12 protein-coding genes are annotated in these 12,314 nt (G+C 54.7%); 6 read left to right on the forward strand and 6 right to left on the reverse strand.

Features of this window, described 5'->3' with window-relative positions; translation table 11 throughout:
* Positions 1-61: 61 nt before the first annotated feature.
* A complete protein-coding gene (locus LCM21_RS00770) occupies positions 62-2,872 on the forward strand; it encodes a ribonuclease E/G (protein ID WP_224888900.1) in 2,811 nt (936 codons plus the stop codon).
* Positions 2,873-2,927: 55 nt separating this feature from the next.
* On the opposite strand, the gene LCM21_RS00775 is transcribed toward LCM21_RS00770, so the two are convergent.
* Complete coding sequence (locus LCM21_RS00775; protein ID WP_068331112.1) at positions 2,928-3,161, reverse strand: sulfurtransferase TusA family protein; 234 nt, start codon at positions 3,159-3,161, stop codon at positions 2,928-2,930.
* A 105-nt stretch (positions 3,162-3,266) separates the two neighbouring features.
* Between LCM21_RS00775 and LCM21_RS00780 the strand changes: the two genes are divergently transcribed.
* The 4 genes from LCM21_RS00780 to LCM21_RS00795 all read left to right on the forward strand — a co-directional run bounded on the left by LCM21_RS00780 (position 3,267) and on the right by LCM21_RS00795 (position 7,601).
* Entirely contained in the window at positions 3,267-4,019 is a 753-nt protein-coding gene (locus LCM21_RS00780) for a cytochrome c biogenesis CcdA family protein (protein WP_068331114.1), read from the forward strand.
* A gap of 63 nt (positions 4,020-4,082) precedes the next feature.
* Positions 4,083-5,297, forward strand: a complete 1,215-nt coding sequence (locus tag LCM21_RS00785) for a hypothetical protein (RefSeq protein WP_224888901.1) — start codon at positions 4,083-4,085, stop codon at positions 5,295-5,297.
* Positions 5,294-6,643, forward strand: a complete 1,350-nt coding sequence (locus LCM21_RS00790) for a cytochrome P450 (RefSeq protein ID WP_224888902.1) — start codon at positions 5,294-5,296, stop codon at positions 6,641-6,643. Before LCM21_RS00785 ends, LCM21_RS00790 begins: the two co-directional genes overlap by 4 nt.
* A 73-nt stretch (positions 6,644-6,716) precedes the next feature.
* Entirely contained in the window at positions 6,717-7,601 is an 885-nt protein-coding gene (locus tag LCM21_RS00795) for a fructose bisphosphate aldolase (RefSeq protein ID WP_224888903.1), read from the forward strand.
* Positions 7,602-7,773: 172 nt separating this feature from the next.
* On the opposite strand, the gene LCM21_RS00800 is transcribed toward LCM21_RS00795, so the two are convergent.
* From LCM21_RS00800 to fumC, 3 genes are read right to left on the reverse strand one after another with little or no spacing between them, the layout of a single operon-like run.
* Positions 7,774-7,989 carry a ribbon-helix-helix domain-containing protein gene (locus tag LCM21_RS00800; RefSeq protein ID WP_068331121.1) on the reverse strand — a complete coding sequence of 72 codons (216 nt, stop codon included), beginning with the start codon at positions 7,987-7,989 and terminating at the stop codon, positions 7,774-7,776.
* Positions 7,986-8,162 (reverse strand): DUF4169 family protein, encoded by a 177-nt coding sequence (locus LCM21_RS00805; protein WP_224888904.1) that lies wholly within the window; start codon positions 8,160-8,162, stop codon positions 7,986-7,988. Before LCM21_RS00805 ends, LCM21_RS00800 begins: the two co-directional genes overlap by 4 nt.
* Complete coding sequence (gene fumC, locus LCM21_RS00810; RefSeq protein WP_224888905.1) at positions 8,162-9,556, reverse strand: class II fumarate hydratase; 1,395 nt, start codon at positions 9,554-9,556, stop codon at positions 8,162-8,164. The genes LCM21_RS00805 and fumC overlap by 1 nt, the downstream gene beginning before the upstream one ends.
* Positions 9,557-9,753: 197 nt before the next feature.
* On the opposite strand from fumC, the gene LCM21_RS00815 reads away from it, so the two are divergent.
* On the forward strand, positions 9,754-10,317 hold the full coding sequence (locus LCM21_RS00815; protein WP_319003896.1) for a hypothetical protein: 564 nt from the start codon (positions 9,754-9,756) through the stop codon (positions 10,315-10,317).
* A 13-nt stretch (positions 10,318-10,330) separates the two neighbouring features.
* Here the strand turns inward: LCM21_RS00815 and LCM21_RS00820 are convergent, their stop codons facing one another.
* A complete protein-coding gene (locus tag LCM21_RS00820; RefSeq protein ID WP_224888906.1) occupies positions 10,331-10,792 on the reverse strand; it encodes an SspB family protein in 462 nt (153 codons plus the stop codon).
* Positions 10,793-10,868: 76 nt separating this feature from the next.
* Positions 10,869-12,122, reverse strand: coding sequence for a chromate efflux transporter (gene chrA / locus LCM21_RS00825; protein ID WP_224888907.1), 1,254 nt, complete (start codon positions 12,120-12,122; stop codon positions 10,869-10,871).
* Positions 12,123-12,314 lie beyond the last annotated feature (192 nt).

The following is a 12,314-nucleotide window of genomic DNA, read 5'->3' on the forward strand; positions in this document are numbered from 1 at the left end:
AAAGCGCCTGTCCCCCCGGACGGGTAAGGACAACGCATTTGGCGCGGTGCACCAAGGAAACATGGCTAAAAAAATGCTTATCGACGCCACCCACGCGGAGGAAACCCGCGTTGTGGTGGTCGACGGAAACAAGGTTGAAGAGTTCGATTTTGAATCCGAAAATAAACGTCAACTCGCAGGTAACATCTACCTTGCAAAAGTAACTCGGGTTGAACCTTCGCTACAGGCCGCCTTTGTAGATTACGGCGGAAATCGGCACGGGTTCCTTGCTTTCTCGGAAATCCACCCGGATTACTACCAGATCCCTGTCGCCGACCGCGAAGCTCTTATGGAAGAAGAGCGCGCTTATGCCGAAGCTATGAAGGCACGGGATGAGGCAGAAGAGTCCAAGCCCAAGAAGCGGCGCTCACGATCACGGACGAAGGCAGCTGACGTAAAATCCGATGACGTGGTCGAGACCATAGAGGTGTCGGCAGAGCCGACCGGGATGGAAACGATTGATCTGGATGAAGGTGAAGAGGGTGCTGATTTGGCAGTTCCCGAGGGCACCTCACCGATGGATTATGTCGCCGAGACACCTGTAGAAGAGCCCACTGATGATGAGGCGGAGACGACGGGCGAGAACCTTGACGTCGAAACTGTGGATGCAGACGAAGCTGAGGCACCGGTCGAGCCGGCACCACAAGCCGCGGATGAGGAGGTTCAGGCTCAAAACGATCCCGACGAGGCTGAAACCGCCGTTGCAGAGGTTGAAGATGTCGCGGCTGCTGAAGCCAGCGAAGAGGCCGATGGCAATGGCGATGCTGAAACCGTCTCCCGCTCGGACGCGGCTGCCAAGGACGACAGCATCGAATCGGTGGCCGACGATGATGATAGCGAGGATATCCGCCCGCCGCGCAAGCCGCGCCCGCGCCGGTACAAGATCCAGGAAGTCATAAAGGTTCGTCAGGTTCTGCTGGTTCAGGTCGTGAAAGAAGAGCGTGGCAACAAGGGCGCAGCGCTCACGACTTATCTGTCGCTGGCCGGTCGGTACTGCGTGCTGATGCCCAACACGGCGCGGGGCGGCGGGATCAGCCGCAAGATAACAAACGCGCCGGATCGGAAAAAGCTGAAAGAAATCGCGGCGGAAATCGACGTACCCACTGGCGCCGGCCTGATCATCCGAACAGCAGGTGCCAAGCGCACCAAATCCGAGATCAAGCGTGACTATGAATATCTGCAGCGCATGTGGGAACAAATCCGCGAATTGACATTGCAATCCATAGCACCGGCGAAGATTTATGAAGAAGGCGACCTGATCAAGCGGTCGATCCGCGACCTCTATAATCGCGATATTGACGAGGTTCTGGTTGAGGGCGAAGGCGGTTACCGCATCGCCAAGGACTTCATGAAAATGATCATGCCGTCCCACGCCAAGAATGTGAAACGGTACGAAGACGCCTTGCCATTATTCGCGCGCTATCAGGTCGAAAGCTATCTGGCCGCGATGTTCAACCCGACGGTACAGTTGAAATCCGGTGGGTATATCGTAATTGGCGTTACCGAGGCGCTCGTCGCGATTGATGTAAACTCGGGCCGTGCGACCAAAGAAGGTTCGATCGAGGAAACCGCGCTCAAGACCAACTTGGAAGCTGCGGAAGAGGTGGCGCGGCAATTGCGTCTGCGTGACCTTGCGGGCCTGATCGTCATCGACTTTATCGATATGGACGAGCGCAAGAACAACTCAGCCGTCGAAAAGCGGTTGAAGGAAAAGCTAAAGACCGATCGCGCACGCATTCAGGTGGGTCGGATTTCCGGTTTTGGCCTGATGGAGATGAGCCGCCAGCGTCTGCGCCCCGGTATGCTTGAGGCGACGACGCAGCCCTGCCCATCGTGCCACGGTACCGGGCTGATCCGCTCGGACGACAACATGGCGCTTTCGATCCTGCGCCAGATCGAAGAAGAAGGCACCCGTCGCCGGTCACGCGAGGTTCTGGTGCGCTGCCCGGTCGGTATTTCGAATTTCCTGATGAACCAAAAGCGCGAACACATTGCGCAAATCGAAGCGCGCTACGGTATGTCAGTTCGGATTGAAGGTGACATACATTTGGTCAGTCCTGATTTCTCGATGGAGAAGTTCAAAACTGCCAGCCGCGTCGTACCCGAGGCAAGCGCGCCGGTTATATCCGTCGACGCATCCTTGATGGACATGGTCGACTCGGACGATGACGAAGCCGCTGAGGACGAAGCAGTTCAGACCGAAGAGGACACCAAGCCCAAGCGGAAGCGCCGTCGGCGTCGGCGGAAGAAAAACAACGGTTCATCAGAAACGGCTGACACCAGCGTAGAGGACGGAGAGACCGCTACAGAAGCTGCAGATGATGCAGTATCTGATGCCAAGGCAGAAGAAGCCCCGTCAGATACCAAGGTTGAAGAACCGGACTCTGATGAGAAAGCGGAAAAGCCGAAGCGGCGCCGCGCTCCTCGCAGTCGCAAAAAAACTTCCGAGCAGGCGGACGTTTCTGAGGAAACCCCGGCTACGGATTCGCCTGAGCCCCAAGCTGATGAAGTTGCAGCGGAACCAATTGCAGAAGCCGGTGCTGAGAGCAGCACCGAAGAAGGCGAACAAGTCACGGCAAACGCACAGCCTGAACCAGCACAAGCTGTTGAGGACACTGTCGCGCAGTCAATCAGCACCGAGATTGAAGAGGTGACAGAAACGGCAGTCACCGAAGGTGTAGAACCGATCACAGACGATGTTGAAGTAGCGGAGGCCAACACGAAGCCGGAAGACTCGTCTGCTCCGGTGCTCGAAGTTGTTGCGGACAAGCCCGAACAGCCCGACGAACCCGCCAAACCAAAACGGCGCGGATGGTGGTCCTTGGGACAGTGACTAACAAAGGCGGGCTTCAGGGCCCGCCTTTGTTAGATCAGATCGCTTCTGCGACTTAACCTGCTTTCTGTATTAGATAGACTTGGTGTCCATCGGCATCTTCTTGTGAAAGCAGTTGATGCCCGCTTTCTGCACAAAAATGCGGAACGTCCACAATAGCGGCCGGATCATCTGCAAGCACGCGTAAAACGGCCCCCGCAGGCAAGGATTTAAGGCGTTTTCTGGCTTTCAGGACGGGCAAAGGACACAAAAGGCCCAACGCGTCGAGTGTTTCGTTAGGATTAGACATATCACTCAGATATTTTCACTTTTCCTTTGTGTCCAGCACGCAACCACGAGGATGTGACCGAATGGCCCGGTGACGCAGCGAATTTGATATCCTATGTGCTGAAACATGTTCGGAATAGATATCATAGACGCAGGCTTGCTTCCTGCCATGTTCATCGCGCTGCTTGGCGGCCTGATCAGCTTTTTGTCGCCCTGCGTTCTGCCCATTGTACCGCCGTACCTTGCGTATATGAGCGGCGTTTCAATAAACGAGATGAAGGACGAGGCGCAAGCGAGGCGCAAAGCGACACTGACGGCTTTGTTCTTTGTGCTTGGATTGTCGACCGTATTTTTGCTGCTTGGCTTTACCGCATCTGCCTTTGGGGCGTTTGTATTGCAGAACCAGGTGCTGTTCGCCAAGCTTTCAGGCGCTGTGGTCATTGTCTTTGGTTTGCACTTCCTGAACGTCTTCCGCATCCCCTTCCTTGATCGCGAGGCACGAATCGAGACCGGAGACTCGGGTGGTTCGGTGTTCGGTGCATACATTCTCGGTCTGGCTTTTGCCTTTGGCTGGACGCCGTGCATTGGCCCTCAACTCGGTGCAATCCTATCTTTGGCGGCGTCCGAAGCATCGGTTGCGCGCGGTACATTGCTGTTGGGCGTATATGCTGCCGGTCTTGGTATTCCGTTTTTGCTGGCCGCAATGTTCCTGAACCGGTCGATGTCGGTGATGAACCGTATCAAGCCACACATGGCGACGATCGAAAAAGTCATGGGCGGGCTACTGCTGTTCGTTGGTATCATGCTGATTACGGGCCTGTTTACCGAGTTCAGCTGGTGGCTGCTTGAGACCTTCCCAGCATTGGCCAATTTTGGGTGATCTGCTGATCTGACTTACCTTGTCGGCAACGCTGCGCTAATCTGCGCGGCAGAAGGTAAGGGCATGAGCAGTCAAAACAATCAGCCGCAGGTGCGCAGGCGTCGGGTGTTCTACATTCCCGGCTACGATCCCATTCACCCGCGGCGATACCGAGAGTTGTACCGCAAAGAAAGTCAGGCGCAGGCAAAAATCTCGGGGTACGAGATTTCGATTTCACCGAAGCCGAGCGACACGACTTACGGCTGGCACGTTCAGTCCTCTCAGGACGGTTTCGATGTTGAGGCGGACGTTCAGGTTCTAGTTTGGTCCGATATCGTGCGCGACAGCATGGCAACCTCGATCCCTGCAACATATATGCAGCTTTTTCGGACGGCATGGGTTTATGTGGCCTCCGGCACTTTACAATCCCTGATGAGCCTTCGTAAGGGGCCGGTGATTGCAGCACTTTATCCCGTTGTCATGCTGATCGTGCAACTCGGGTTAGCACTCGCTTTGGCCTTTGGTATCACGATGCTGCTCTGGCCCGTCATGGGCTGGCCAGGAATTGCTGTAGCGATCATCGCAGCATGGGCGCTGCTGTTTTTGTTTCGCAAAAAAGACAACCGCCTTTTCGCCTACTACCTTATGCATGACTACGCCTATTCTGCGGCCATGCGAGGTGCTGTTCCTACCGAGTTAAAGCAGCGTCTTGTCGAATTCACGGATCATATCAGAGCGGCGCTTGAGACCGATGTGGACGAAGTTCTGGTGGTTGGGCATTCTTCAGGGGCGCATCTTGGAGTGATCGCATTGGCAGAATTGATCCGCGACCGAGGTTTGCCGCCGGATGGGCCAAAGCTGTCGTTCCTGACGCTGGGACAGGTTGTTCCGATGGTATCATTCCTTCCTGACGCTCAGGATCTGCGGACCGACTTGCAATTTCTTTCAATCCAAGACGCTCTGACATGGGTCGATATCTCAGCGCCCGGTGATGGATGCGCCTTTGCGTTGTGCGATCCGGTCAGTGTCAGTGGTGTGGCAACCGAACAGAAACGTTGGCCGTTGGTTCTATCCGCGGCTTTTACTCAGACGCTGTCGCCTGAACGTTGGCAGGAGCTGCGCTGGAGGTTTTTTCAGCTGCATTTCCAGTATCTTTGCGCATTCGACCGACCGGGCGTTTATGACTATTTCCGCATCACCGCCGGGCCGCTCACCTTGCGTCAGCGATTCAGCGGGCGAAACCCGTCGAAGTCACGCATTGATCATGCCGTTTCGAAATACCGGTCGGTGCGCGGATGAGGCCACCAAAGCCGACATCGCGATCACACAACGTCTCGCTCTGGCGCTATCTGAAGCTATTTCGCAAAGACCTTCTGTCGGCTCAACCTCAGCGCCTCTATCGCGCATGGATGGCCGAGTTTCGCACGCCCTTCTTTCGGTCCTATCTGATTAACCAGCCCGAGCTTGTGGATACGGTCCTCAGACAGCGCCCGGACGATTTCCCCAAATCTGGGCGCATAAGCGAAGGGTTGCGCCCATTGCTTGGGGAGTCGGTCTTTTTGACCAACGGAGAGACCTGGAAACGCCAGCGCCGGATTATCGATCCTGCGTTTGAGGGCGGGCGGTTGAAGGACACCTTTCCGGCCATGCTACAAGCGGCACAAGCTTGCGTCGCGCGCCTGAGGCGGCAGAGCGGCAATGTGGTTGAATGTGAAGAAATCACCAGCCACGCCGCTGCGGATGTGATCTTTCGGACGCTTTTTTCAGTGCCCATACAGCACGAGGTGGCTGCACAAGTCTTTGAAAAATTCCGGGCGTATCAGCGGCAACAACCGTTGCTGAACCTAGCGGCCTTCGTTCCTGTGCCGCGATGGATGCCAAGATTGCACGCGCGCAATACGCGCCGAAACGCGCGTGAGATTAGGGCATTGATCAGCCAAATGACGACCGAACGCGCAAAGCAAATCGCCGCAGGACAAGCACCGGATGATCTCGCCACAAAGATCATGAGCACGCCGGACCCGGAAACCGGGCGTTGCTTTGATACGAATGAGATGGTGGATCAGGTGGCCATCTTCTTTCTCGCCGGTCATGAGACAAGCGCATCCGCGCTGGCTTGGACACTGTACTTGATGGCGCTTTACCCTGAATGGCAGGAGCGTCTGTTTTCTGAGGCCGCCGTTTTGGACGATCCCAGCTTTGGCAGTCTGCCGAAACTCAAACTCAGCCGGGATGTTTTCCGCGAAGCTCTGCGGCTTTATCCACCGGTTCCGATGATGGTGCGAGAGGCGTCGTGCCCGGAACAGTTCCGGGACCGGGAGGTCGCCAAAAGCTCACAAATCATAATCAGCCCATGGCACCTGCACCGGCATGAGCGTTTGTGGGACCGACCCGATGACTTTGATCCTACAAGATGGGACACCGAAAACGGAAAAACCTGCCAGCGCAAGGCTTACATCCCATTCTCTGCCGGCCCGCGTGTCTGCACTGGCACTGGGTTTGCGATGGTCGAAGGGCCCTTGCTGCTTTCGATGCTCCTACGGAACTTTAGGTTCGAACTGGTTGAGGGGCGCACGCCGGTTCCGGTGGCACATCTGACCGTGCGCTCGAAGGACGGAATTTGGTTGCGCTTGGTTGAGCGCTAACATCCTACCATCGTCCGTCACGTTGCTGTATGCGAATAAAAAATGCGGAATCATCGTTGAACAGGAAATGGTTATGTCCAAAGCAGAACAGCGCAAGCAGATGTCCAATGGCGCGGGTTTCATTGCAGCCCTGGATCAAAGTGGCGGGTCGACACCCAAAGCGCTGGGTCTCTATGGGGTTCAGGCGTCGGATTACAACTCTGACGAAGAGATGTTTGATGAAATCCAGAAAATGAGGGCGCGTATCATTCTGGCTGACGACTTTACCAAGGACAAAGTCATTGGCGCCATCCTGTTCGAACGTACCCTTGGAGAAGAGATTGAGGGCCGCAAGGTCGCCGACTACCTTTGGTCGCAGAAGGGTATCGTTCCATTCCTCAAGATTGACAAAGGCTTGGAAGAACAAGCTAACGGCGTTCAGTTGATGAAACCGATCCCGGGCCTGGCTGATACCCTTGCAAAGGCAAAGGATGTGTTCGGCACCAAGGAACGCTCTGTCATCCACGAAGCTAACGCTGAAGGTATCGCAGCAGTGGTTGCCCAGCAGTTTGACGTGGCACGCGAGGTCGTTGCAGCTGGCATGGTTCCGATTATCGAGCCCGAAGTAAATATCAATTCTGCCACCAAGGCCGAAGCAGAAGACATCCTGAAAGCCGAAATTTTGAAGAATCTCGACCAACTGGACGAGGGCCAAGAGGTCATGTTGAAGTTGACGATCCCAAGTAAAGCCAACCTTTTTGATGAGGTGGCTGATCACCCGCGTGTGTTACGTGTCGTGGCACTTTCCGGCGGTTACTCAACGCAGCAAGCCTGTGACCTGCTGGGACAGAACAGCAAAATGATTGCCTCATTTTCACGTGCTTTGACCGAAGGTCTGTCAAAACAGCAATCGGATAGCGAATTTAACGCCGCGTTGGGGGACAATATCGACAAGATATTCCGCGCTTCGGTCCAGTAGATTATGGGCTTTTTTCGGTCTTTGTCTTTGCTACTTCGTTGGTTTACAGCATGTTACTGGCGAGTTTTCATCTCGAAATGAGCTGAGGATAAGCAAAGACCGTCAAACATCTAGCTGCGGCAGTTTGCGCCATCCTAAGGTTTTGAAAGATGCGGAATGTGAAGGACGCTGGCTAGGCGCGATACCAATTCAGGACAAACACGCGGATCGCGGATGCCAAGCCAATATTTGGATCACGCTTCACATCAATTTCAGCGGCCAAGGCATTGATTGCCATATTTTTTTGATCAGCGATTTCGCGGAATGCCTGCCAAAACTCGTCCTCAAGGGAAACAGAGGTGCGATGCCCTTTCAGGGTCAGTGAACGTTTGACCGGCCGACCGCTCATTCGTCCAGCTCATGATTGTCCAGATCGCGGCGCTGCTTGTTTTGATCGAATTCTTCCTCGACCCTTTGAACGTTGCTTCGCCCGAACTTGACAGCGTTTTGATCTGCGCGGGCTTTTTTCTGAGCCCGCGCTTTTTGTTTTCTGTACCGGTTCAGGTTGACCGGCTTTCCCATCAGTCTTTGGGACCGATCATTTGTTCGGGGCGGACAACAGCGTCAAACGTCGCCTCATCCACAAAGCCCAACGCAATTGCTTCTTCCTTGAGGGTCGTGCCGTTCTTATGCGCAGTTTTGGCGACCTTCGTAGCGTTGTCATAGCCGATGGTCGGTGCCAGCGCAGTCACAAGCATCAGCGATTCCTTCATCAGCTTGTCGATGCGCGGTTCGTTGGCTTTGATGCCAATCAACATCCTCTTGGTAAAGCTGTCGGTCGCGTCGCCCAGCAATTGGATGGACTGCAACAGGTTGTAAGACATCATCGGGTTATAGACGTTCAACTGGAAGTGCCCTTGCGAGCCGGCAAATTTTATCGCGGCGTCGTTACCAATGACATGCGCGGCCACCTGCGTAAGCGCCTCAGCCTGCGTCGGATTTACCTTTCCGGGCATGATCGAAGAACCGGGCTCGTTTTCCGGCAAGATCAGCTCACCCAAACCCGAACGCGGGCCCGAACCCAGCAACCGGATGTCGTTAGCGATCTTGTAGCAGGAGCCAGCAACTGTCGCCAAAGCACCGGACAGGAACACCATGGCATCATGTGCCGCAAGCGCCTCGAACTTGTTGGGGGCGGTGACGAAGGGCAGGTCGGTGATCTCAGCCATGTTCTGCGCTACGGCTTCATCCCAACCACCATGGGTGTTGAGCCCGGTGCCAACGGCGGTGCCGCCTTGTGCCAATTCATAGATACCAGGCATACAGGCCTTAATCCGGGCAATACCTTGTCGGATTTGATGTGCATACCCGCCGAATTCCTGTTCAAGCGTTAGCGGCGTTGCATCCTGGGTGTGGGTCCGACCGATCTTGATGATGCCTGCAAACTCTTTTGCCTTGGCTTCCAGCGCCGAGGCGAATTTTTCGAGACCCGGCATCAGCACATCGCGCACGCTCATCGCGGTGGCGATATGCATCGCGGTCGGGAACGTGTCGTTCGACGATTGCCCCATGTTACAGTGGTCGTTCGGATGAACAGGGTCCTTAGAGCCGATCACGCCGCCCAGAATCTCAATCGCGCGGTTGGCGATCACCTCGTTCGAGTTCATGTTTGACTGCGTGCCCGAACCCGTTTGCCACACGACCAGAGGAAAGTTGTCGTCAAACTTGCCTTCGATCACCTCACTCGCGGCTTGAATGATAGCGTCGGCGATCTTTGCATCCAGCTTTCCGGTGGCCTTGTTTTCCATCGCGCACGCTTTTTTGATCACGCCCAGCGCGCGGACGATGGCTACAGGCTGTTTTTCCCAGCCAATCGGGAAATTCATGATCGAGCGCTGAGTTTGCGCACCCCAATACTTGTCTGAGGGGACTTCCAACGGGCCAAAGCTGTCGGATTCTGTGCGGGTTTGAGACATCTGTCACTCCGTCGTGTATACAATTGCATGCCGTTTATCTGCAACAGGGCTTAGGTGCAATCGGCCAGTTGCGCGCACCATAAACTTAAGGGCGCCAGAGGTATAGGTGGAAGAACCAGTGAATTTTTCGCGTGAATCGCATTGTGCGCGCTTGTGTGTAAGCTACAATAAAAATGATCACTTTAATGGAGGCTAAGGTGAGCAATTTGGTTCGGACTTACCCCCTGAAATGCTTCGTCTTTTGTATCGGCGCGCTTTTTCTTGCCGTTTTGATCGGACGTCCAAGCCATGCTGCTGACATTTCACCTTTCGTTGGTGATTACATTGGCTCGGCAAATGTCGTCGACAATGACGGAACCGAAACGCCGCGAGATATGAGCGTATCAATTCAAGAGCGGAAAAACGGATTTAACGTTAGCTGGACGACGACCACATACAAAGCCGATGGCCGGATCAAAAATCAGAAATTTTCGATAGATTTCAAAGAATCCGACCGGGCAGATGTGTTTTCCGCCGCGATGAAGCTTAACGTCTTCGGGCATGAAGTTCCACTTGACCCAATGCAGGGCGAGCCCTTTGTGTGGGGCCGGATTGACGGTGGTACTCTGACGGTGTTTTCGCTTTTTATCGACGAGACCGGGGGTTACGAATTGCAGCAGTACGACCGCACTCTGGCTGAGGGCGGGCTAAATCTGTCGTTTTCGCGGTTCCGCAATGGAGTTAAATCGCGCTCAGTCGAAACGTTTTTGAAGAAACAGTAAACTGAATTGACTGCTACTTACGGAAGCTGTCTAGCGACACGACTTCAGCATCATGTTGTCCGGGTTCTTCTTCAACCTCGATCGAGTCCTCGTCGACAACAGCTTCGACTTCCTCTTCCTCTTCCGGGCTTTCAAAGCGCAAACCGAACTCGACCGACGGATCTACAAAGGTCTTAATCGAAGCGTATGGGATATACAGCGGTTCCGGCGCGTCACCAAAGTTCAGTGTGATTGCAAACCCGTCGTCTCCGACCTCAAGGTTTTCGAACCAATGCTGCATAACGATCGTCATTTCTTCGGGGTAGCGACCACGCAACCAGTCAGCCAGCTGTACTCCGTCTTCGCGGGTGTCGAAGGTGATAAAGAAATGATGTGCGCCCGGCAGGCCGTTATCGGCAACGCTGGTCAAAACCGTCTTGATAAGCCCGCGCATCGCGGTGTGCATCAAGTTCCCATAGTCGATGTCTTGCGACATGTGTCATCCTCAAAAGTGGTTGCCCTCAGCATAGGGAATTTCGACGGAAACGAAAGACCGGGTATGCGAGTGTTGTTTAAAGAAAATGCAGCCCTACACCGATCCCTGTCATGATTGCCAGAGCGGAGACCATCCCAAATTTAAACTTAAAAATCAGCAACGCAGCAAGAATAGTTAAGATCAGCGCAGTTGGGTTAATGCTGGCGATGTCGGGCCATGGAACAGAGAGTGGTCCCCAGGTTTTCTCTGGGACCTCTTGAAAAAGAACGTTCAGACCGAACCACACGGACAGGTTGAGAATCACACCCACGACAGCTGCGGTGATACCGTGGAGTGCGGCAGACAAGCGAGGTCGGGTGGCCAATTGATCCAGATGTGGTGCCGCAAGGAAAATCCAAAGAAAGCACGGAACAAAGGTCGCCCACAGCGCGACCAACCCTGCGGCTATGGCCAATGACGCACCGCCGCTGATCTGACCAGCCAACATGGCGACAAACTGTGTCACCAAAATCAGCGGTCCCGGCGTTGTTTCAGCCAAGCCCAGCGCGTCGATCATCTGGTCTGTAGTGATCCATTGATACTTGTCCACTACGGTCTGTGACAGATAAGCCAGTACTGCGTAAGCACCGCCAAACGTGACGACTGCAAGGCGGGCGAAAAACCAGCCTAAATCGCTGAGCAGCTTTTGGCCTGATAAAGTCAAAGCCACCAACGGCCCCAACCAGAGAAACAGCCACAGCGCCGCAGTTTGGAACATGCCCGAAGCCTCAGGGGCAGGGGGGCGATAGACGATCTCCGCCTTACCGTCAAATTTGACGTATCCCCAAATCGCGGCGACAAGAATGATCAGTGGGAAGGGCAGGTTCAACAAAAAGATAGCCATGAATGCCAGCGCCGCTGCGGCCCAGTGCCATGCGTCTGTCAGTGCTTTGCCCCACAACGTTCTGACGGCTTGCAACACAATGACGATCACAGTCGCCTTTACGCCCAAAAAGCCGGCTTGGACCAAGGGAAGGTCTCCGTAAGCGGCGTAAAGAGCGACTAGGATCGCAATTACCATCGCCCCCGGCAACACGAACAAAGTGCCCGCGATCAACCCACCGCTGACGCCGCGCAGGCGCCATCCGGCATAAGTTGCCAGTTGCATAGCCTCGGGCCCAGGTAGGAGCATGCAAAGCGACAACGCCCGTAGATAGGTCTGTTCATCAAGCCACGGGCGCCGCTCAACCAATTCCTGATGCATCAGTGAAATCTGCGCTGCTGGTCCACCAAAAGACAGCAGGCCGATACGGCCGAATACTCGAACAAGGTCAGCGATTGTTGGTGTCATGACAGGTGAGCCGTCGGACGGTGATCGCTGTCTCTGATTTCACCTAACGTACAGTAACCCACAGGGATACTGCTGCGCAGGTTGAGGCGCTCCTCGTTTCCTGGGAGTGGTAAACCTAAAGAACTCGCCAAAGGCCTGTGATTTTCTGAGGCACCCGTGTTATCGGGGGTTACACTCGTCCAGGTAACCTGT

Source organism: Ruegeria profundi, assembly GCF_020171505.1.
Lineage (GTDB): Bacteria > Pseudomonadota > Alphaproteobacteria > Rhodobacterales > Rhodobacteraceae > Ruegeria > Ruegeria profundi.